This window comes from Streptomyces sp. NPDC052036 (assembly GCF_040680495.1).
Lineage (GTDB): Bacteria > Actinomycetota > Actinomycetes > Streptomycetales > Streptomycetaceae > Streptomyces.
In genome coordinates, this window is the sequence record NZ_JBFAWW010000010.1 from 31,206 (window position 1) to 52,503 (window position 21,298).

The 21,298-nt window shown below is 70.0% G+C and carries 15 protein-coding genes and 3 pseudogenes; 5 read left to right on the plus strand and 13 right to left on the minus strand.

Translation table 11 applies throughout. The annotated features are described in order from the left end of the window. Positions 1-342: 342 nt before the first annotated feature. Positions 343-1,164, minus strand: a complete 822-nt coding sequence (locus AB0L95_RS16400) for an alpha/beta fold hydrolase (RefSeq protein WP_365162311.1) — start codon at positions 1,162-1,164, stop codon at positions 343-345. Between the two features lie 342 nt (positions 1,165-1,506). Between AB0L95_RS16400 and AB0L95_RS16405 the strand changes: the two genes are divergently transcribed. Together AB0L95_RS16405 and AB0L95_RS16410 are read left to right on the plus strand one after the other, a co-directional pair. Beyond that, complete coding sequence (locus tag AB0L95_RS16405) at positions 1,507-1,710, plus strand: hypothetical protein (protein WP_365162312.1); 204 nt, start codon at positions 1,507-1,509, stop codon at positions 1,708-1,710. A 2-nt stretch (positions 1,711-1,712) separates the two neighbouring features. Further along, positions 1,713-1,832, plus strand: a pseudogene (locus AB0L95_RS16410) (hypothetical protein); the annotation flags it as partial. Between the two features lie 198 nt (positions 1,833-2,030). Here AB0L95_RS16410 and istA read toward each other — a convergent pair. From istA to AB0L95_RS16440, 6 genes and pseudogenes are all read right to left on the minus strand, one after another. Further along, positions 2,031-2,919, minus strand: a pseudogene (gene istA, locus AB0L95_RS16415) (IS21 family transposase); the annotation flags it as partial. Positions 2,920-3,471: 552 nt separating this feature from the next. After that, entirely contained in the window at positions 3,472-4,932 is a 1,461-nt protein-coding gene (locus tag AB0L95_RS16420) for a penicillin-binding transpeptidase domain-containing protein (protein ID WP_365162314.1), read from the minus strand. Continuing rightward, positions 4,929-5,241: pseudogene (locus tag AB0L95_RS16425) on the minus strand (FtsW/RodA/SpoVE family cell cycle protein); the annotation flags it as partial. The pseudogene AB0L95_RS16425 and the gene AB0L95_RS16420, both read right to left, overlap by 4 nt. 1,327 nt (positions 5,242-6,568) lie before the next feature. Beyond that, positions 6,569-6,832 carry a hypothetical protein gene (locus AB0L95_RS16430; protein WP_365162316.1) on the minus strand — a complete coding sequence of 88 codons (264 nt, stop codon included), beginning with the start codon at positions 6,830-6,832 and terminating at the stop codon, positions 6,569-6,571. Between the two features lie 72 nt (positions 6,833-6,904). Next, a complete protein-coding gene (locus AB0L95_RS16435) occupies positions 6,905-7,471 on the minus strand; it encodes a cysteine hydrolase family protein (RefSeq protein ID WP_365162317.1) in 567 nt (188 codons plus the stop codon). 80 nt (positions 7,472-7,551) lie between these two features. Then, a complete protein-coding gene (locus AB0L95_RS16440) occupies positions 7,552-8,442 on the minus strand; it encodes an LLM class F420-dependent oxidoreductase (RefSeq protein ID WP_365162319.1) in 891 nt (296 codons plus the stop codon). 254 nt (positions 8,443-8,696) lie between these two features. On the opposite strand from AB0L95_RS16440, the gene kstD reads away from it, so the two are divergent. Continuing rightward, positions 8,697-10,499: a 3-oxosteroid 1-dehydrogenase gene (gene kstD, locus AB0L95_RS16445; protein WP_365162321.1), complete on the plus strand. Its 1,803-nt coding sequence runs from the start codon at positions 8,697-8,699 to the stop codon at positions 10,497-10,499. A 121-nt stretch (positions 10,500-10,620) separates the two neighbouring features. Continuing rightward, entirely contained in the window at positions 10,621-11,784 is a 1,164-nt protein-coding gene (locus AB0L95_RS16450) for a hypothetical protein (RefSeq protein WP_365162323.1), read from the plus strand. A gap of 26 nt (positions 11,785-11,810) precedes the next feature. Here AB0L95_RS16450 and AB0L95_RS16455 read toward each other — a convergent pair whose 3' ends face one another. Then, on the minus strand, positions 11,811-16,235 hold the full coding sequence (locus AB0L95_RS16455) for an HAD-IC family P-type ATPase (RefSeq protein ID WP_365162325.1): 4,425 nt from the start codon (positions 16,233-16,235) through the stop codon (positions 11,811-11,813). A 151-nt stretch (positions 16,236-16,386) separates the two neighbouring features. Here AB0L95_RS16455 and AB0L95_RS16460 point away from each other — a divergent pair, with 151 nt between their 5' ends. After that, positions 16,387-16,755 (plus strand): hypothetical protein, encoded by a 369-nt coding sequence (locus AB0L95_RS16460; RefSeq protein ID WP_365162327.1) that lies wholly within the window; start codon positions 16,387-16,389, stop codon positions 16,753-16,755. A 168-nt stretch (positions 16,756-16,923) separates the two neighbouring features. Here AB0L95_RS16460 and AB0L95_RS16465 read toward each other — a convergent pair whose 3' ends face one another. The 5 genes from AB0L95_RS16465 to AB0L95_RS16485 form a co-directional block, all read right to left on the minus strand. Next, positions 16,924-17,061 (minus strand): hypothetical protein, encoded by a 138-nt coding sequence (locus AB0L95_RS16465; protein WP_365162329.1) that lies wholly within the window; start codon positions 17,059-17,061, stop codon positions 16,924-16,926. A 194-nt stretch (positions 17,062-17,255) separates the two neighbouring features. After that, a complete protein-coding gene (locus tag AB0L95_RS16470) occupies positions 17,256-17,843 on the minus strand; it encodes a TetR/AcrR family transcriptional regulator (RefSeq protein ID WP_365162331.1) in 588 nt (195 codons plus the stop codon). Positions 17,844-18,011: 168 nt separating this feature from the next. Then, positions 18,012-18,827: a carbohydrate ABC transporter permease gene (locus AB0L95_RS16475; protein WP_365162333.1), complete on the minus strand. Its 816-nt coding sequence runs from the start codon at positions 18,825-18,827 to the stop codon at positions 18,012-18,014. A gap of 11 nt (positions 18,828-18,838) precedes the next feature. After that, on the minus strand, positions 18,839-19,813 hold the full coding sequence (locus AB0L95_RS16480; RefSeq protein ID WP_365162335.1) for a sugar ABC transporter permease: 975 nt from the start codon (positions 19,811-19,813) through the stop codon (positions 18,839-18,841). Further along, positions 19,785-21,035 (minus strand): sugar ABC transporter substrate-binding protein, encoded by a 1,251-nt coding sequence (locus tag AB0L95_RS16485; protein ID WP_365162337.1) that lies wholly within the window; start codon positions 21,033-21,035, stop codon positions 19,785-19,787. Before AB0L95_RS16485 ends, AB0L95_RS16480 begins: the two co-directional genes overlap by 29 nt. Positions 21,036-21,298 lie beyond the last annotated feature (263 nt).

Here is a 21,298-nt window from a genome sequence, read left to right on the forward strand (position 1 = left end):
GTCCGCCGTGCGTAGTGACTCCAGCAGGCGTTGTACGTCAGACCGGGACAAGGCCATCGGGCACATCCCGGGTTGAACTGGCCGTGCACCAGGGAGATTTGCACGGTGGCCTGCCTTGTGCGCAGGGAGCGGAGACCGTCACCGGATGCACGCCCCGGGCACCCGCCCACGCACCCCGCACGGTGATTGCCTACACCACACGCGGGACGCCATCGGCAGCAGAGACACCTCCGAGTCGTCCGGGGGACCTCATGCGTCGTCCGTGATCCGTCGTCCGTGATCCGGACCTGCATCCCGTCACCGGTCGTGCTGACCGCCCGTATGCCGTCGCGCGACAAGCGGTCAGCTCGCTTCGCGCCAGGCGGCCAACGGGTGGTACTCGACGGGAATCCGTCCGGTATGCATCCGCATGGCCACTTCCCTGACGATCTGGGGAGTCTTGGCGCTGCGGTTGAAGAAGTGATCCCCTGCCACCGCACGCAGGGTGAAGCCGGCCGGCGCGTAGTCCGCCCAGTGGCTGACAGCGTGCAGGGGAGCAATGGTGTCCCCGCGTGCGGCCAGGGCCAGCATCGGGGCCTGCAGCGCAGTGCGTTCGGCGGTGCAGAGTGCGTGAGCGAGCCGCAGATCGTCGCGGACCACGGGCAGGACCCACTCCTGCCACACCCGGCCGCCTTGGGCGGCTTGCGGCGGCAGGGTCCCATGGCAGACCAGCAGCTGCAGCAACTCCCGGTCCGGCAGCTCGATCCCGGCCGCAAGCGGTGAGTCCAGGTGGGGAGGCTGAGCGGCCCCTACCACGACGAGCTCGGGCCCGGGAAGGCCGGCCTTCTCCCGGGCACGCGCGTAGTTGTAAGCCACCAGACCGCCCAGGCTATGCCCGTACAGAATGTAGGGGTGATCATTGAGGGTGTCGCCGAGCTGTGCCTCGAGCTCGGTGATGAGTCGGTCAGGATTCGTGATTCTCTGTTCGTTGCTGCGTTCGTCGCGTCCTGGCAGGGTTACGGGGATCACGTCGGCGGAGTCACCGATGGTCTCCTGCCAGGCGGAGAAGGACGAGGAGCCTGCGCCGGCGTGGTGGAAACAGACCAGCTTGGGGCGCTGCACCGCGCCCCGCAGGAGCCGGACGGTGGCGAAGTCCGCCGTTTGTGTGTCGTTTGCCGGTCGCATGGCGTTCTCCCAGTGCTCGCAGTGTTGCGCACGAGTTCGTGCGGTTCCTCTAACAGAAACTACGGATGGAGCGACCACAAACCATCCGCAACGTGTCACAGCCCTGTGACAGGAGTCGGGAGTCGGGGCACGTCCCCCTGGGTGGGCTCGGCCGGGATCGAACAGCCGCCGGGCCCGCAGCCTGGGCGTCCGGGGCCGGCCTGGCGTGCCGCCGGTTCCGGGGGCGGGGACGTCCCTCGCCGGCGCGTCGACCATGCAACGACTCTGCCGCGCAATTCGCTGCGGGGGTGAGGGCGGGTCGGTGGTGATCGTTCCTGAGGCCGCTTCTTCTGTTGTGCGGTCATGGAAGCGGTGGACATGTCGATGCGGCCGGTGGGGCTGCCGGAGGTCCTGGAACAGACCGTGATGGTGGCCCGAGCGGCGTTCCCGAAGGGCAGCCTGGCGATGCGGGTGCGGGACCGTCTCGCGGAGGTCTTCGCCGATGAGCCGTTCGCGGAGGCGTTCGGGGTGCGCCGGGACTGTCTCCGGGGACGTTGTCGCTGGTGACGGTGTTGCAGTTGGCGGGGGACCCGACGGGCCGACAGGCAGCGGCGATGGCGGTGTGGGCGAACGACTGGAAGTACACGCTCGGGCTGGAACTGACGGACATCGGCTTTGACGCCAGCGTGCTGTGCCGGTTCCGGGCACGGCTCGCGAACAACGGCATGGAACGGGCGGTCTTCGACCGGCTCCTGGAGCACTGCAAGGACGCCGGCCTGGTGGCGGCCGGGGGCAAGCAGCGAACCGACTCCACCCATGTGATCAGCGCGGTGCGGGACTTGAACCGCCTGGAGTTGGCCGGCGAGAGTGTGCGGGCGGCTCTCGGTCGGCCGCAGAGCCGTGTGGTCGCGCACGGCCCGGTGTCCGATGGCTTCGCTGTGGGTGCCGTGGACCTTCGCTCGCCGAAGTGGCACCCAGGCGGCGAAGGCGGTGTTCATCTCTTCGATGGAGGAGAAGGCCCGGCCTGCCAGCACGTGGTCACGGACGATGCCGACCTGCCGCTCGACCCGGCCTTTGCCCTGGGGCCGGTAGGCGGCCAGCACGTCGATGTCGAAGTCGTAGTGCCCGGCGAAGGCGACGGCTTCCGGGTGCAGCGGGACCGCCTCGCCCGGAGCGACATGCCGGCGCACGACCGTCTTGGTCCGGACGTAGACGATGCTCTTCGGCACCGCCGGAGTGCGCGAATGCCTGCCGGTGGCAGTCGTAGAACGTCGCCAGGTCCTGACCGGTGGTGAAGCAGCGGAACGGGTCGCGCGAATACGACAGCGTCATGTGGAAGGAGTAGACCTTCGGGATGCCGACATGGGCGAGGACCTTGCCCTCATCACCCCAGTCCACCTGGGCCTGAGCCTCCGGGACGACCTCGAACCGCCGGTGCAGACCCGCCAGTTCGCGGGGGCTGATGCCCAGTTCCTCTGCGATGCGGGGGCGGGCTTCCTGAAGGTAGAGCTTCACTCGCTGGTAGTTGATCGCGACCCCGTAGTCCTGGACCAGGCGCTCGTGGATCACTTTTCCCTTGAGCAGGATCTCGGACCTGAGCATCGCGTCGATCAACGGAGTCACCTCGTCCGCCACCCGCCGAGGCCGCTGACCCGCCACTTCTCTCTTCGGCGGTGCGACCGAAGCGGGATCCTTGAGGTACTTGCTCACCGTCCGGCGATTCAGCCCAGTCTCCTTGGCGACCTCTAGCAGGCTCATCGCGCCGGACTCGTACAGCGAACGGAAACGCCTCTGCCCAGACCATCCGCACCTGGGCCACCCAGGACCGGGTGGACGCCGGGGAACGCCGGGGAACGCCGGGGGCTGACCCGCGACGAGAAGGAGGAACTCGCCCAGCTGCGCCGTGAGGTGAAGCAGTTGCGCGAGGAGAAGGAGACCCTCCGCAAGGCCACGGTTTCTTCGTCCGGGAGACCAGCCGGTGATCTGCTACCGGCTGATCGACGAGAACAGGGCACACCACGACGTCTCCCTCATGGCCCGGCTGCCGGGTGTGTCGCGGCAGGGCCACTACGCCTGGAAGGGCCGCTGCCCGTCCCGCCGGCAGCGGGAGGACGCCGAGCCGACCGAGAAGACCCGCGGGCACCACGAGCGGTCCCACGGGACCTACGGCGCCCCGCGCATCCTCGCGGACCTGCGCGTCTGCGGGGATGGGGACCCCAGGGCTCGTCCGTGGCATCCAGTGCCCGGCGCAGGGGCGATGGTTGGCGGGTGCGGCGATGCGAGCAGGCAGGCGGGGTGTGCCGTCCTCGCCCTGGACAACAACTGTGATCACTTATTGCTGTTGATAACGGCCTGCATTACTGCTTTGGCGATCGGTGCCGCCAAGCCGCCGCCGGAGATGTCGTTACGGTTGGCTGAGCCGTCCTCGACGACGACCGCCACAGCCACCGGGCTTGAATTGCTGACTTTCGCATAGCTCACGAACCAGGCGTACGGCAGACCGCTGTTGTTCTCGCCGTGCTGGGCCGTACCCGTCTTGCCGCCGACCGTCACACCCGAAATCTGGGCCATAGCCCCGGTGCCCTTCTGGACAACTGACTCCATCATCGACTGGAGCTCCTGCGCGTGCTCGGGGGTGAGCGGCTGGCTCATCTCCTTGGGCTGCGTCTTGTCGATGACGTCGAGGTTGGGGGCACGCAGCTCGTCGACCATGTACGGATGCATCAGCTTGCCGTCATTGGCGATGGCGGCCCCGACCATGGCCATCTGCAGTGGGGTCGCCGCCGTATCGAACTGGCCGATGGAGGACAGCGCCGTCTGGGAGGTATTGATGCCGGTCGGGAAGACCGACGCCACAGCCCGCACCGGAGTGTCGACGTAATTGTTGAAGCCGAACTTCTCGGCCTCGCTCGCCATGCTCTTCACACCCATGTCGGCGCCGAGCTTGCCGAAGACGCTGTTGCAGGAGACTTCGAGCGCCACCCGGAGTGTGGCGTTCTCGCAGGGCAAGTTCCCCTCGTTGTTCAGCGGCGTCGTGGTGCCCGGCATGATGTACGGTAGCGGCGAGTTGGTCGGCGCGTCGACGTCCGTGACCTTGCCGGACTCCAGCGCGGCGGACGCGGTGACGAGCTTGAACGTGGACCCAGGCGGATAGGTTTCCTTTAGCGCCCGGTTAAGCATGGGCCGATCCTTGCCATGCTTCAGCGCGTTGTAGGCCTTGCCATCCGCGTTGCTCATGCCGGCGAAGGAGCTCGGGTCGTAGCTCGGCGTGGAGGCAAGCGCCAGAATCTTGCCGGTCGTCGGGTCGATCGCGGCGACGGCGCCCTTCTTCTTGCCGAGGCCCTCGAAAGCGGCCTTTTGCGCGGCCGCATTCAGCGTGGTAACGATGCTGCCACCTTCCTGCTGCTCGCCCGTGAACATCGACAGCGTCCGGTCCCGGAAGAGCCGGTCGTCGCTGCCGGTGAGGATGTCGTCGTCGACGTTCTCCAGTCCGGTGCTGCCGAAAGCCTGGGAGGCGTAGCCCGTGACGGGCGCCCACTCGGCGCCGTCGGTCCACGTGGTCTTGTACTTGAGATCCAGGTCGTCCGTCTTCACCGAGCCGGTGATGGGTTTGCCGTTGACGATGATGTCGCCGCGCTTGTGACTGTAGCGCTCGATCGCCACCCGCCGGTTGAGGCTGCTGGAGTCGAGCTGGTCGGCCTTGACGTACTGCAGCCAGTTATCGCGCAGCAGTAGTGCGAGGAATAGGATTCCGCAGAATATTGATATATGGCGCAGCTGCCTGTTCACGATCGAACCACTTCGGTTATCTCTCCTCGGGTGAGGGGGCGGGCGCGCGAGTCGGGGACGGGCGGCGCACGGTTTCGCCAATCTTGATGAGGATTCCAGTCGGGGCCCAGTTGGCGAGGACGGACGAATCCCCGTACGCGGCGAAGAGTTGCCTCATGCTGGTCAGCGGTTATGTCACCCATCACGCCGCCAGCGACCGCGAAGACCTGGACCCCGAAGGGGCCGCTGTAACCAACAGCCAGCAGCCTGCAGAACACATCAAACGCGGCGAGTACTGCCGCGCTCCATGATCATCCCTTACAGCAGGAGGCCGTCCTGCCAGGCCGACAATGAATGGCAATCACATGGTCCAGGCAGGGCCGGAACCTGCGGCCTCCACCGGGAAGTGCAGCTTCCCAAGAGGCGCTTCGCGTCGTCACTTCGGTGGAGACCGCCAAAGGTCGGCGACTGGCCGTGTACCTGTATGTGCGAACCCCTGAAGCGTTCTTTCTCCCGCTCGTGGTCGAAGCACCAGAAGCGGGGCCCGGTTCCGGGGATCGTGTCCTTGAAACTGGGCGGACGGGACATCGACTCGCCGACGGCACCCTTACGGGTAGTTTGAGCGCTATCGTTGCTGGCCGCGATTCTTATACCTCAATCGCGGCGGCAACTTGTTGTAGAGTGGAATGGTGATCTCGGTGCAGCTCCTAGTCGTACTCCTGATCACCTACTGGATGTAGATGCCTTCCCACTTCACCCCGCCGGGATGGTTAGGAAATTGGAAGTAAGTGTATTTTGCGACGGGGCTGGCGGATTGCCAAGTGCCGTCCGACTTGAGCTGTACGCGGTTGTTCCCCGTCGAAAATGCATCAAGTCAATCGTTACTATCTCATTCGAACCTTCTGGCAGTGGCGTAGCGGCTCTCCTGAGTCTTGGAAGGAAAGCTGTAATGCGCCACCAGATCTGCAGGTAATCAATATGATTGCAGGGAACGCGGCTGATGTTCGTTGTGGCGGTTGCTGCTGACGCACTTTCGGCGGGAATGAGTATTGTCAGTCCGATGGTTGTCAGGGTGGCGACGAGGACGGTCGTGAATTTGTTCTTCGTGTATGCCGCAGCGTTCTTCTTCCAGTCCAGCTCGCGCGCATGGTAGCTGGGTGCGTCCGCATCGCAGTGGAATGTTGCATTGCTGGGCAGCTTATGCCGCCCGTATCGATGTGTGTAGTGGCGACCATGTGCCCAATATTGGCCGTCTAGCCTCCCTTTTTAGGGACGTGGCTGGGATATGGGTGGGGGTTTAGGGGTGGTTTATAGCTGATCGGCGTTGATGTCGCCGAGTCCTATCCTTAAATTTCTTCTTGTCAATAGGTCGGGAGTGCTCACTCGCGCTCTCACCATCCAGGGCCGCGCTCCAGGAGGCAGGGATGCGCTTGATGAATCGGGCGGCGACCGTGGGGGCTCGCGGAGCATGAGTGTCACGGCGAGTCGGAAACTGCGAATCGCCTATCGCCACGATGCGCCTGTCGGCGTTCCCTTACCGTGTCGTTGACTGGCATTTGGTCCACCGTAAGACCTCGTCGCTGCGCAGGCAATCTTGAGCGTGGCCTCGCGCAGGTGGGGGTCCTAGCCTCAATACCGGTAACTTAGCCTCCACTCTTCAGCGGTCGCGATTGCCTGCCGAGGTTGATGGTTCGCCCTTTTTGTCCCGCGTGATCGGGAGCTGGGCCTTCGCGTGTCGCCGCGGCTGCGCCACCGCCGCGTGCGAGCGGTGCGGGATATCCAGGAACTGGCTATGGCCCGAGCCGGCGATGCCCCACATGTGGCGAATGCTGGTCGCGGTGATGCAGTAGCGCCATCCGGTCTTCTGCTCGAACGCGGTCAGCTTCTTCAGATGCCGCCGGGGCGGGCGGACACGGCGCACGAGACGCGGACGGCCCCGGCAGTGGTGTTTACCGGCCGGGGCTCCGTCTCTGTCGCGGTGGACCCGGGCCGTTCAGCTCGCCTCGGGCGGTGTGAAGGTCACCTCCGCCGTGGCCACCGTGCCGCCGCGGCGGCCGGGGGCGGTCTGCCACTTCCAGTACAGGTTGGTGTGGGCGATCACCTGGGCCGGGGGCGGTGCGCCGTACGCGGTGAGGTCCTCCGTGGTGTGTGCGTCGGTCACGAGTGTCGCGTCGTACCCGCGCACGATGGCGCCGTGCAGGGTCGAGCGGACGCATGCGTCGGTCTGGGCTCCCGTGACGACGAGGCGGCCCACCCCGCGCTCGGCGAGCAGCGCCCCCAGATCGGTGTCCTCGAACGAGTCGCCGTACCGCTTGTGGACGAGCGGTTCCGAGTCGTGGCGCTCCAGCTCCGGCACGTACTGCCAGCTCGCACTGTCCGGCACGAGGTTGTCGTCGGAGTGCTGCACCCAGATCACCGGCACGTCCTCCGCGCGGGCCTTGCCGATCAGGGTGTTGATGTTCGCGATCACGCTGTCGCGGTGGTGAGCGGTGGCCACCACCCCGTTCTGGACGTCGATGACGAGCAGCGCGGTGTTCGGCCGGTTCGGCAGGGTTGTCATGGAGACTCCCGGGGTTCCTTGCGAGGGGCCAGGTCGCATCACACCGTAGCGACGGCCACTGACAACCGGGCGCGGGAGCCTCAGCGCAGCAGCTCGGCCAGGCGGCGCCAGGCGGCACGGGGGAGGGCGTCGCGCGGCCCGCCGTCGACCACCTGGACGGCCACATGGTCCGCGCCCGCCGCGTGGAAGGATTCGAGCCGTGCCCGTACGCGGTCGTCGTCGCCCCAGGCGAACAACGCGTCGACCAGCCGGTCGCTGCCTCCGTCGGCGAAGTCGTCCTCGGTGAAGCCGAACTGTTGCAGCGCCTTGGTGTAGTTCGGCAGTGCGAGATAGCGGGAGAGAGTGTCGCGCGCCGTCGCCCGGGCGCTGTCCGGGTCCGTGTCCAGCACGACCTTCGCCTCCGGTGCGAGGAGCGGCGCGTCCCCCAGGATCTCGCGGGCCCGGGCGGTGTGTTCGGGGGTCACCAGGTACGGGTGGGAGCCGGCCGCACGGTCGCGGGACAGCTCCAGCATCTTCGGACCGAGCGCGGCGAGGACGCGCCGCCCGGCGGGCACGCCCGCGGTGTCGAGGGCGTCCAGATAGCCGACCATCGCCGAGTACGGGCGGTGGTACCGCTCTGTCAGTCCGGCGTGACTGACGCCGAGTCCGAGGAGGAAGCGTCCCGGGTGGGCCTTCTCCAGGTGGGCGAAGTGCGCCGCGGTCTCCGTCGCCTCGTGCTGCCAGATGCTCTGGATGCCGGTCGCCACGATGATGTGCGAGCTCGCCTCGATCAGCGGCACCGCGTGACGCGTCTCGCTGCTGCCGCCCAGCCAGAGCGCCCCGAATCCGAGCTGCTCCAACTCGGCGGCGGAGTCGGCGAGTTCGCTGCGGTCGGCCGAGTCATCCGAACGCAGCCCCACACTCCAGATGCCGTACCGTCCGACGGCTTCCTTCGGGGAACCTGCCCGGTCCGTGTCCGTGACGTCGCTCATGGGTCCAATACCTCCGTACTCGGTGCCGCGTCATGTCCGGGGCCCTGCTGTGACCCACTGCGATCACAGCAGGGCCCAACCGCCCGGAAGTCCGGCGTATTCCACGGCGGGCGCACGCCCGGGAAGGCCCCGGACGGTCCCGCCCCGCATGCCCCTTGACTTCGAGGGACCCCGGCGTCACATTCCCTGACACTGCGTCAGATATGACTGTCCGTACGCCTCACCGTCCCTCGTCATCCCGGGAGCGATCTGCCATGGCCACCAGCGCGGACCCCGCGAGACCCACCGCATCCCCCGCGGCGGCCGGACCGTCGCGCCGACAGGTGCTCGGCGCGACCGGTGCCGGACTCGCCCTCGCGGCCGGGCTGCCGTGGGCCGCCGGCACGGCCCACGCGGCCGACCTGCCCTCGCTCGGCACGTACGACGTCGTCGTGATCGGTTCCGGCGCGGCGGGCATGACCGCCGCGCTGACGGCCGCCCACCAGGGGCTGAGCTGTGTGGTCGTGGAGAAGGCGGCCACCTTCGGCGGCTCGGCGGCGCGCTCCGGCGCCGGCGTCTGGATCCCGAACAACCCCGTCCTCCTCGCGGCGGGCGTCCCCGACACCCCGGCGAAGGCAGCCGCCTATCTCGCGGCGGTCGTCGGCCCGGACGTCCCCGAGGAGCGGCAGCGGGCCTTCCTCGACCACGGCCCCGCCATGATCTCCTTCGTCATGGCCCACAGCCCGCTGCGCTTCCGCTGGATGGAGGGCTACAGCGACTACTACCCCGAGCTGCCCGGCGGTCTGCCGAACGGCCGCTCCATCGAGCCCGACCAGCTCGACGGGAACATCCTCGGCGCCGAACTGGCCCGTCTGAACCCGCCGTACATGGCCGTGCCGGCCGGCATGGTCGTCTTCAGCGCCGACTACAAGTGGCTGACACTCGCCGCCGTCAGCCTCAAGGGAGCCGCCGTCGCCGCCGAATGCCTCGCCCGCGGCACCAAGGCGGCCCTCCTCGGCCAGAAGCCCCTGACCATGGGGCAGTCGCTGGCCGCCGGTCTGCGTGCCGGGCTGCTCGCCGCGGGCGTACCCGTATGGCTGAACACCCCGCTCACCGATCTGGGTGTGGAGGGCGGGACGGTCACGGGAGCCGTGGTGACGCGCGACGGTACGCCGGGGCTGCTGCGGGCCCGGCGCGGCGTCATCGTCGGTTCCGGCGGCTTCGAGCACAACGCGGCCATGCGCGCGCAGTACCAGCGAGCGCCCATCGGCACCGACTGGACCGTGGGCGCCCGGGAGAACACCGGCGACGGCATCCGGGCCGGCGAGCGGGCCGGCGCCGCCCTGGACCTGATGGACGACGCCTGGTGGGGGCCGGCCATCCCGCTGCCGGACGACCCGTACTTCTGTCTCGCCGAACGCACCCTGCCCGGCGGGCTGTTGGTGAACTCCGCCGGTGCCCGTTTCGTCAACGAGGCCGCCCCGTACAGCGACGTGGTGCACACGATGTACGACCGGAACACCAGCGACCCGGACATCCCGGCCTGGCTGATCGTCGACCAGAACTACCGCGACCGCTATCTCTTCAAGGACGTCGCGCCCCTCCTCGCCCTCCCCGGCGCCTGGTACGACTCGGGTGCCGCGCACAAGGCCTGGACGCTGGACGCGCTCGCCGGGCAGATCGGCGTGGCCGCCGCCGCGCTACGGGCCACCGTGAGCCGCTTCAACTCCCTCGCCCGGAGCGGCGAGGACCCCGACTTCCATCGTGGGGACAGCGCCTACGACCACTACTACACCGACCCCGCTGTCGCCCCCAACTCCTGTCTGGCGCCCCTGTGGCTGCCGCCGTACTACGCTTTCAAGATCGTTCCGGGTGATCTGGGCACCAAGGGCGGACTGCGCACCGACGCGCGGGCTCGGGTGTTGCGTGCGGACGGCTCCGTGATCCCGGGTCTGTACGCGGCGGGCAACGCCAGCGCCGCCGTCATGGGGCACAGCTACGCGGGCGCGGGCTCGACGATCGGCCCCGCCATGACCTTCGGGTACATCGCTGCGCTCGACCTCGCGGGCGGGGCGTGACCAGGTACGGCACGGCTCAAGGAGGGGGAGTGCGAGGAGCGGGGCGCAAACCCATGGCAACGGGTTCATATAGGCTGCTCGCTTCGGCCCCCACAGTCCGCGAGCACCCGGGAGAGTCCCAGTGACCGTAGCGATCCCTCCGTCCGACACGGCCGGTTCGCCCGACGACCGGCCCGTCCCCGCGACGCCGGCCGACGACGCTGCGGCTGCCGTACCGGCCCCCGTCGGCGAAGGGTTCTGGGTGGAGCCCGGGGCGGCCGACGACGCGGCCCCGGACCCGGCCGAGCCCGAGGTGGCCGAGACGGTCATCCGTGACGCCCGCGAGTTCGGGGTGTACGCCCGGACCGGCGGCTGGGCGTTCGCGCTGAAGGTGGCGCGCAGCGTACGGCCCGGCGGCGAGCCGGCGGGCGAGACGCCCAAGGTCTCCGCCAAGCGGTTCGCCGACCTGGCGGGGTGCTCGCCGGAGCGGATCATGCGCTACTACAAGGCGTGGGACAAGGCCGCCGACGACGGACTGGTGCCGCACTTCGAGATCCTGGTCCCCGGCCAGGACATCGAGCTGCCGGACTCCGATGCGTGGCTCTCGTACTACACCGCCCGCTCCAGCGCGACCTCCGAGCGGGGTACCGCGATCGCCGCGGCGGCCGAGGCCGAGGGCATCCGGCCGACCAAGGCGCTGGAGGTCGCCGAGAACCCCACCGCGCTGCGCGCTGCCATCCTCGCCGACCCCGCGACCGCCCGGACCGCGCGGGCCGCGCTGCTCGACCGGCTCCGGGAGGATCCGGTCCTGCAGACCGAGCTGGCCCGTGACGTCGCCCGCACCGACGAGCTGAAGAAGGCGGTCGCCACCGAGAGCCGGGCCGCGGACCGTATCGGCTATGTGCGGCAGATCGTGGAGAACGGGCAGGTCAGGACGCCCGCCGGGCAGACGATCGAGGCGCCCGCCGAACTCCGCGCGGAGGCCGAACGCCATCTGTCCCTCATCGACGAACTGGACGACGGGGAAGACACCGGACAGTGGGCCACGGAGGCCTACGACACGGTGAAGGAACTCGTGGTCCAGACCGTCGAGGCCGACCCGGAACTGCGCCGCGAGGAACGCCGTACGAAGTTCTACGGCAGCCTGCAGCGGGCGACGAAGGTCTTCGAGGAACTGACCCTGGACGACGCGGAGGATCTCGACGACCTGTACGAGGACGACATGCTCCAGCGTCTGGAGGAGCTGCAGACGGCCATCGGCACGTGCATCGCGGCCCTGCGCAGGGCCGCCCCGGAGCGGCCCTGACGCCGGCCTTGCCGGACGGCAGCCGGCTACGCGGGAACGACGGCCGGTCGCGGGCGCGGTTGCCCCTGCGGTCGCGGTACGACGGCGCTCAGCCGGTGGACCACGGCCGGCAGGAACGGTGAGACGGCCGTCGCCCCGGTCGCCGCGGACAGGGCGATGGCCCAGGCGGCCGGGCCGAGGGGGGTACAGCCGAAGAACTGGCTGAGCACCGGGGTCTGGACGACGGCCGCCAGCGCCGCGAGGGAGCCCACGGAGGAGACGACGATCGATCTGCTCCGGCCGCCGGCCAGCAGCGTCTGGCCGAGCTGGGAGCCCACCAGCGCGACCAGGGCGACGGTACGGGCACGGGCGCGGCGCCCGGTGAACCGCGCGGCGAGCCAACCGGCCGTCGCGCCGAGGGTGGTGGCCACGGCGCGGCACATGGTCTCCTCGGTCAGCGCCGTACCGAGCGAGACCTCGGGGCCTTCGTGGAGCATGCGGTCGGTGGCCTCGGGAGGGGGCGGGCGCAGCGCCACGGCCATGGCCGGCGCGAGGTCCGTGAACAGGTTGACCAACAGCAGTTGACGGGCGGTCAGCGGCGAGGTGCCGGTGGCGGCCGCACCGAGCAGGGTGAAGGCGATCTCCCCGAGGTTGCCGCCCACCAGGATCGCCAGCGCCTGGCGCACCGAGGCCCACATGGCGCGCCCCTCCACCAGGGCGGCGAGGACCGTCTCCAGCCGGTCGTCGGTGACCACCAGGTCGGCCGCCGCACGCGCGGCCGGGGTGGCTCGGGTGCCGAAGGCGATCCCGATATCGGCGAGCCGGATGGCGGGCGCGTCGTTGGCGCCGTCGCCGGTCATCGCGACCGTGCTGCCGAGGCGTTGGAACGCCTGCACGATACGGACCTTGTGCACGGGGGTGCCTCGCGCGACCACGCCGATCTCGGGCAGCAGCGCGTCGAGGGCGTGGTCGTCGAGGTCGTCGAGTTCGGCACCGGTCACCACGCGTCTGCCGTTCAGGACGCCCAGTTCGGCGGCGGTCGAGCCGGCGGTGGCCGGGTGGTCGCCGGTGATCATCACGATGTGCACGCCGGCCTCCGCGAGTTGGCGCACGGCGGCCGCCGCGGTCTTGCGCACGCGGTCGGCGAACGCCAGGAACCCGGCGAAGTCGAGCCCCCGCACGGTCTCGTCCGTGAGGTCGCCCTCGGACGCGTCGCGGAGTTCGGCGACGGCGAGGACGCGGTGGCCCTCGGCCGCGAGCCTCTCCCCGGCGGCGAGGATGTCCGCGCGGCCCGCCGCGTCCAGCGGCCGGCCGCCGCGGGTGGCACAGCGTCCGACGACCTCCTCGGGAGCTCCCTTCACCGACAGGATGCGGCGGCCCTCGGACCGGCACAGGGTGGCGTGGAAGCCGCGGCTCGGCTCGAACGGCAGTCCGGACAGGCGCTGCCAGCCGGGCGCGCCCGTCGTCCGGCGCACCCCTGCCTCCTGCGCCCCCGCGGTGACCGCGCCGTCGGTGGCGTGTGCGAGCCCGCCCTCGCCGTGCGGGCGCGGTGTGGCCCGCAGCGCGACGGCGAGTACGGAGCGCTGTGCCTCGCCGAGTGACTCAAGGCGCCGGCTGTCGCCGTCCGCCGCGACGGAGACGAGGGAGATACGTCCGTGGGTGAGGGTTCCGGTCTTGTCGAAGCACAGCACGTCGGTGCGGCCGGCCGCCTCAATGGTACGAGGATCCCGGACCAGGGCGCCCCGGGTGGAGAGCCTTCTGGCGGAGGCGAGTTGGGCCGCCGACACCAGAAAAGGCAGCCCCTCGGGAACGCTGGCCACGGCGAGCCCCACGCCGGCGCCGACGGTGTCCCGGGCCGGGCGTCCGCGCAGGGTGCCGGCCGCCATCACCGCCGCGGCCGAACCGAGCGCCACCGGCAGGGTGCCGCGGGTGATCCGGGCGAGCCTGCGCTCCACCCCGACGGCGGGGGCGGCGCCCCGGCCGACCGCCGCGGCCCGGCTCGCCTCGGTCGCCGGGCCGGTCGCGACCACGACCGCGCGGCCACGGCCCGCCGCGACCGTGGTGCCCTCGTAGACCATCGACGTACGGTCCCCGAGGCCCGAGGCCAGGACCGGCGCGACGTCCTTGGCCACCGGGAGCGACTCCCCGGTGAGCGCCGACTCGTCGGTCTCCAGGTGGTGTGCCTCCAGCAGGCGGGCGTCGGCCGGTACGACGTCACCGGCGTCCAGCCGCACCACATCGCCCACGGTCAGGTTCCGCGCGGGGACGGTGGTGTCCGTGCCGTTGCGCACCGCCTTCGCCATGACGGCCGACTCGCGCCGCAGCCGGGCCACCGCCCGGTCGGTCCGATGGCGCTGGAAACCGCCGAAGAGCCCGGACAGCGCGGTGACGGCCACGATGACGACGGCGTCGAGGACGGCTCCCACGGATGCGGACATGGCCGCGCCGGCCCCCAGCACGGGCGTGAGGGGATTGGCCATCTCGGTCACGTAGGCCCGGCCGAGCGAGGTCGTTCGCACCTCTTCGCCCCGGGCGATGCCCCGCTCCCGTACCTCTTCCGTGGTCAGCCCGGCGTCCCTGCTCCCGGTCCGGGCGAGCACGGTGGCCGGGTCCATCGCGTGCCAGGGGTGCCGGGACACATCGGTCAGCGGCAGAGGCTGCCGCAGCAGCCGCGCCGCCGACCAGACACCGGCGGCCGTGCCCAGGGCGGCCGCCGCGTTGAACGCCGTCGTGCTGTGGGTCGTGGCCCGCCGCGCCTGCCCGGCCACCGCCGCCGTCGCGCCGACCGCGGCGGAGGCCTGCGCGAGCCGTACTCCGCGATGCGCGCTGTCCCGTGCGCCGCGACACGCGTGCACGAGGACGACGGCCGCGGTCGGATCGCCGTCCACGTACAGGTCCGCGCCCCAGGGCGGTCCGCTGTCGGGGCCGGCCACGCCGACCCCCACGTCGGCGGCCCGCAGCGCGGTCCGGTCGCGGGAGACCAGCAGCACGCCGGTGCCGTCGCGCTGGAGGTCCCGTACGACGTCGAGCACCTGCTCGCCCGCGCCCCGCACCGCGTCTGCCTCCCGCACGGCCGGTTCCTGGGTGTACCCGCCCGTGACCACGATGCTCAGCCCGGCGGCGTGGGCGGCGGGCACGAAGGCCCCGGCGGCGTCGTGCAGCCTCGGCACCACGCTGACCACGGCGTGCAGGCGCCGTCCCCGCGCCAGGCCGAGCACGAGCCGCGCGCCGTCGCGTGCCAGCCGTTCCCGGGCCTCCGCGCCCGAGTCCGTGTCTGTGTCCCCGTCCAGCGGGAGGTCCTCGACGGGCCCGAGCGTCCAGTCGTCGTCCACGGACAGCCGCTCGGGCGCGGATCCGTCGAAGAGCCGGTGGGCCCGCGCGGCGAGTTCTCCCGCGGGTGCGTCGTCGAGGGGCACCAGATCGGCCAGCACATGGGAGCCCGTGGCCAGCACATCCGTGTCGAGGAGCACCGTGCCGATCCGGTCCAGCCGGCGCAGCGCGCGGGGCTCGGCCACCAGCACCCCCTGGCGTGCCAGGCCCCGGCCCAGGGTGCAGGCGAATCCTTCACGGGCGAGCAGCGGAGCCTTGGGGATCGCGGCCAGCGCGCCGCCGGCGGCCTTCGAGGGGCGCCGGGTGACGAGGAGGGAGCCGGCGAAGGACGCCGCAGCCACGAGAGGCACCTGATCGGCGTAACGCTCGACGGGGCCGTGCCGGAGCGGGGTCTCGCGGGGGAGCGGGGGCGCCGCGCGGTCGGCTCCGGCCTCGGCGCTGCCCGTGAGGCGCGGCTCGGCCGCGGCCCAGGCCGCGCACTCGGCGTTCGCCTCCAGGATCCGCAGGGCGTGCCGGAGAGTGTCCACACCGGTGCCGAGGAGCCCCCCGGAGCCGGCCTGGCCCAGGGCCGTGAGTCCGGCCATGAGCAGTCCGACGGACTCGGTGCCGACTGCCCGCTCCACCAGGGACCGCAGCCGGGGCATCGTGTCGACGAGCGGGGCGAGCGCGGCCATCGAGGACGGCAGGGGAGCCCTGCGCACCAGGACCGCCGCCGCGGCCAGCGGCGCCGCGACCAGGTGCAGTGCCATGGCGGAACCCGCGCGCCGGGCCGGCCGGCCGGAGAGCGGGTGGTCGGGCAGGGGGAGGTCGATGTCGTGGGCCTCTTCGACCGTCTCGACCGCCTCGGTCAGGGCCTCGACGATGTCCTCGGCGTCGTACCCGCTCACAGTGGCGAGGACGACATGCCCGAGCACCGTGTTGGCCACCGCCCAGGCCACCCCCGGCACCTCGGCGAGCCGCCGTTCGACCTCCTCGGCGAGCTCCTTGGTCCTGGCGGGGGGCAGCTGGCCCTGCCGCAGACCTCGCACGGCCACGTGGGCGCGCCCGTCGAAGTGCCGTATGCGTCGGCAGGTGTCGCCCTGCAGCACGGCGGCGGCACAGGACACGACGGTCCGCAGCAGCGTGCCTCCCGGCAGTGCCACCACGCATCACCTGCTCCCGGGCCCGGTGGGTTGACTCCGGTTGCACGAGTAGCCACCGGACGTAGGTTTCAATCCGGCGAAAGCCCCAGACTGCCCCAAGCGGGTCAAAATGGAATCAAGGGATGTAACGCTCTGAGAGGAGGGCAGTGGGATGGCCAAGACAGTAGGCACCGCACCGCAGCGGGAGACGTCCCAGAGACAGCCCGTGGAGACACACGCCCATGAAGGTGCCGGACTGCACCTGCATACGCTCACGCTGCACCCGTCGCTGAAGCTTCCCTACATCACCAGGGACGACGTGACGAGTACGGCGAGGGCGGCGACGTCACGGGTCCCGGGCATGCCGACGACCAAGGACATCGTGTTCTACGGGGGTCTCGGTGCGATGGCCGTAGCGGGGGCTCTGGAATGGCCGATCGCGCTGGCCGTCGGCGGAGCCACCTGGCTGCTGCGCGGCGGCAGGAAGCAGCGCGGGGGCGGCGAACCGCAGGCCGAGCACTACCACGGGGGCGCGATGTGACCGGGAGCGGTCTCTGAGGCCGTAGACGGTCACCCGACGGCGCGCGGCGTCGACGGCGCCGCGCCGGGCGCGCGTACGTGCCTCACGCCCGTATGTTCGCGGCCGGTGCGGCGGGGTGTTCGCTGTCGAGGCCGGCGCGGTGGGGGTGTCCGGTGTCGCGGCCGTGCGTCAGGCGGCGGCCGGGGCGGCGGCCGTGTGCACATGACGCCTGTACGCGGCCCACATCTCCCACGCGAGACGCAGAAGGATCGTCTCGGCCAGCGCGAGACCGATCTTCGCGGCCACGGCTACAAGAATCTCGCCCATGTCGACTGACTTTCTGTACTCGGTTACGGATGTCCGATATCCGAAAGTGCGCCTGTTTCCTCCGCGACGGGTGCCGTAGGGGCGTACATGTGATGTCGCTTCGGTGAACAGATGGGGCCGCGCCCGCCGTCGGGACGGCAACGCGTCGATGGCTTCCTCCCGGTCCGGGAAAGGCGGCCACCGGTTCTCCGGATTTATCGGACGACCGAACAGATCAGGCCTATCTCCGCCTGTACGGCAGTGAACGGATATGTGCTGACTGTCTGCCTCGTGGCGGTGCCGATCAAATAGGAGGTGAGCATCCGGGCGCGCCTCGGAGCGTCTTCGACATTCATTGCGGACAGCAAATCGAGGAAAATGGACGTTACTTCTCCGAACATTCCGTCGATCGCGGTGAGCCGCCCCTGCCGCACGCAGTGCATCCAGTACTCGTGCCACAGCATGATGGCCCGGGGCTCGCCCTGGAACAGGGAAAGATACGACTCGGTGGCCGCCCAGAACCGCTGGAGCGGGTCCGTCTCCTCGGTCGCCGCGTCACGGACGGTGCGGACGAATGCGGCGATGTGCGCGGTCATGGCCGTGTCCACCAGGTCGTTCATGTCCTGAAAGTAGTAGTGGATCGCGCTTTTCGTCAGCGGGCTCGCCGCCGCGACCGCCCGCACCGTGCACCCTTCGAGCCCGTGCTCCAGCAGGACCTGCTTGGCTGCTTCGATGATTTGTGTCCGCTTCTCCGCCCGATTCGGCGAGAATGCGCATTCAAGTCCCGCTTGGCGATCGTGCATGCGCGCAGCATACCTCATCGTGTCGTCGGCGAGCGGCCGAGCGAGGTCCTCCCATTACGCTTTCTCCATGATGGAGTGACGGTCAAGGGAATTTCCGACGACGCTTTCTCCTTTTCTTTTCCTCGGCATTCGGACGGGCTTCGTGGAGGGTGCCGGACATTTCGCTGCTCACTTGACGGCTCCGTTGGTGGCGCCGGCGGCGACGTGGCGCTGGGCGACGACGAGCAGCACGGCCGCCGGGAGGGATGCCAGTACGGCGGTGGCCATGGTGGCGTTCCACTGGTGGGTGTGCGCGCCGATGTACTGATAGAGGCCCAGGGTGATCGGCCGCACGGTCTGTGTGGTGGTCAACGTGAGGGCGAAGAGGAAGTCGCTCCAGGCGAAGAGAAAGGTGAACACGGCGGCGGTGATCAGTGCGTTGCGGCTCACCGGGAGCACCACGGAGAAGAAGATGCGCAGCCGCCCGGCGCCGTCGACCCACGCGGCCTCGATGATCTCCCGGGGAATGCCCTGCATGGACGAGCGGAGGATGAGGAGCGAGAAGGGAACACCGGCGGTGGAGTCGGCGAGGATCAGCCCCGCACGGGAGTTGAGGAGTCCCAGGTCGTTGTAGGCGCCGTAGAGCGCGTCGGCCACGACGATGTCCGGCACCATCTGGGTGACGAGGACGGCGAAGAGCACCGGGTTGACTCCCCGGAGGGGGAACCGGGCCAGTGCGTAGGCCGCCGGTGCCGCGAGTCCGAGGCTGAGCACCACGCTGCCGAGGGCCACGACGAGGCTGGTGACGAGGTTGCCTCCTTGGTCGCGCAGCGCGGTGGCGTAACCGCCGAAGTCCGGGTGCACGGGGAACCAGCCTGCCCCGAGCGCGGTGCCCGTCGGCTGGAGTGAGGCGTTCACCATCCAGTAGACGGGGAACAGCATCAGCGTGAGCAGGACGATCCCGGCGAGCGTGGACGGCAGGCCACGGCGGGGTGCGCGTTTCACGGCGGCGCCTCTCAGAGGTTCCGGGCGCGGCGCTGGGCGCGCAGATGGACCAGGGCGAAGACGAGCGAGGCGGTGACGAGGACATTGCTCGTCGCGGCACCGCGCCCGAACTCGAACTGCTGGAAGGACAGTTCATAGGCCCGGGTGGCGAGGGTCTCCGTGGCGTCGGCCGGTCCTCCGCCCGTCACGACGAGGATGATGTCCAGCACCTTGACCGTGTAGACCAGGTCCAGCAGCAGTACGACGCCGGCCACGGGCCGCAGCATCGGCCAGGTGACATGCCGGAACGCGGCCACCGCACCGGCGCCGTCCAGCTTCGCCGCCTCGTACAGATGCACCGGGATGTCCTGCAGGCCGCCGTACAGGATCGCGGTGTTGAAGGGAACGCCGACCCAGATGTTGACGAGGATCACCGATATGAGCGCCTGTGAGGTGCCGGTGAGCCAGGGGATGCCGGACGACACCAGGTGGAGGTGGCGCAGTACGTCGTTGACGACCCCCGAGTCGGTGTCGAGCATCCACCTCCATGTCGTCCCGGAGGCGACCAGCGGCAGCAGCCACGGCAGCAGCAGAAGCGATCGCAGCACGCCGCCGAGGGGGAATCTGCGCTGGAAGAACACGGCGAAGGCCAGACCGAGCACGAACTGCCCGCAGAGCGAACCGGCGGTGAACACAGCCGTGGTCAGCAGGGTTGCGGGGAACTCGTCCGACGTCAGGATGTCCGCGTAGTTCGCCAGCCCCACGAACGGCGCGGCGCCGGTGTAGAACGTCGTGGTCGTGTACTGCTGCAAGCTCATCACGATGTTCTTGACGACGGGGCCGCCGAAGAACAGCAGCAGATAGGTCAGGGCGGGCACGACGAACATCCAGCGGGCGAACGACTCCCGGAAGCGGGCCCGGGTCTCGTTCCGGTCCTCGACGGGCGCGTCCTTCTCCTCGGCGTCGTCCGGGGAGGCCTCAGGAGCGGGTCGCGATCTGCTGCGCACGCTTGAGTGCCTCCTCCGCAGTCTGTTCGCCGGTCAGCGCGGACTGGATCGCGGTGTAGATGCCGGTCGCCGCCGCGGGCCACTTGACGCCGAGCCGGGCGGTGCGGGACCGGGCGCTCTCGACGCTTCGGACGAACGCGGCCATCGACGGGACCTGCTCGGCATACCGGGCGGCCACCGCGGAGCGGGAGGGCACGGTGAGGTACTGCTGGGCCAGGGTGAGCATGTTCGCGGGGTCGTTGAGGCAGGCGAGCACCCGGGCGGCCTTCTCCTGCCGGTCCTTGGAAGTACTCTGCGGTACGGTCCACACCTCACCGCCGAGCGGAGTGACGGGGGTCTGCCCCGCCCGGGGGACGGGAAGCGGCGCCACCCCCCAGTGCAGGCTCTTGACCTGCTCCATGGCGTGGATCCGCCAGGGGCCGTTGACCATCATGGCCGTCTTGCCGGCGACGAACTGATCGTGGAGGTCGGACTGGTTCCAGTTCAGTACCGACCTCGACATGGATCCGCTCTTCACCAGGTCGACCCAGAGCTGAAGCGCCCGCGCGGCCTGCGGGCTGTCCAGCCGCCGCTCGTCCCCGCCGTCGGACCACAGGAACGGCATGAACTGCCATGTGCCCTCGAAGGTGGGGTTCGCGTCGAGCGCCATGCCGTAGCGCCCCGGGCGGGTGAGCTTCTGTGCCGCCGTCCTCAGCTCGTCCCAGGTCCTCGGCACGGCGACCCCGGCCTCGGCGAGCATGTCCTTGTTGTAGAAGAGGGCGACCGTGCTGACGGTGGGGGCCAGCCCGTACACCTTCCCCTGGTAGGTGCCCGCCGACAGGATGCCCTTGGTGAATCCGCCGGTGTCGACGCCGTACCGGTCGAGCGGGGTGAGCGCGCCGGTCCGGGCGATCTGCTGGAGGTCCGGGTTGTCCAGCATCAACAGATCGGGAAGGCTGCGCGACGACGCCTGCTGCAACACCTTGGGTATGAGGGAGGCTCCCGGCACGCTGGTGTGCTCGACCTTGACGCCGACGGTCTTGCCGCAGGCGGTGAGCCGCTCGCTCCACTGGGCGTGCTCGGCGTCGTCGGTGTAGTAGTCGAGGGCGGTGATGGAGGTGACCTTGCCCGTGGCCGAGCCGGCTCCGGTGGTGGCACCGCACCCGGTGGCGGCCAGGGTCAGTGCGAGGGTTCCCAAGAAGGCGGCGAACCGCCGCGTGGACGGTCTGGCCGGTGAGATCATGCTGGTGCCTTTGCCGAGCGACGTCTGGGGACGGGGTGTCGGTCGGGAGAGGCGGGATCACGGACGTCCCATGCCGACGCGATCAGCATGTGCCTACGAGCGAAGGCCAGGCTTCCGGGTCGCCGACAAGGCGGCCCATACCGGCTTCTTCCGATTCGAACGCAGGATAGCGGACCTGGTCGGCTCGCCGACCGGTCGCCCGGGCATCGCGGTGCGGGGTCCGGGGTTGTCTCCCGCGTCGCGGTGCGGGGTCCGGGGCTGTC

Excerpts from the sequence above, each read along its gene's own strand:
- AB0L95_RS16460 (WP_365162327.1), top strand. The coding sequence starts at position 16,387 with ATGGCCAAGACAGTAGGCACCGCACCGCAGCGGGAGACGTCCCAGAGA.
- AB0L95_RS16435 (WP_365162317.1), bottom strand. The coding sequence starts at position 7,471 with ATGACAACCCTGCCGAACCGGCCGAACACCGCGCTGCTCGTCATCGAC.
- kstD (WP_365162321.1), top strand. The coding sequence starts at position 8,697 with ATGGCCACCAGCGCGGACCCCGCGAGACCCACCGCATCCCCCGCGGCG.
- AB0L95_RS16440 (WP_365162319.1), bottom strand. The coding sequence starts at position 8,442 with ATGAGCGACGTCACGGACACGGACCGGGCAGGTTCCCCGAAGGAAGCC.
- AB0L95_RS16405 (WP_365162312.1), top strand. The coding sequence starts at position 1,507 with ATGGAAGCGGTGGACATGTCGATGCGGCCGGTGGGGCTGCCGGAGGTC.
- AB0L95_RS16465 (WP_365162329.1), bottom strand. The coding sequence starts at position 17,061 with ATGGGCGAGATTCTTGTAGCCGTGGCCGCGAAGATCGGTCTCGCGCTG.
- AB0L95_RS16485 (WP_365162337.1), bottom strand. The coding sequence starts at position 21,035 with ATGATCTCACCGGCCAGACCGTCCACGCGGCGGTTCGCCGCCTTCTTG.
- AB0L95_RS16470 (WP_365162331.1), bottom strand. The coding sequence starts at position 17,843 with ATGCACGATCGCCAAGCGGGACTTGAATGCGCATTCTCGCCGAATCGG.
- AB0L95_RS16400 (WP_365162311.1), bottom strand. The coding sequence starts at position 1,164 with ATGCGACCGGCAAACGACACACAAACGGCGGACTTCGCCACCGTCCGG.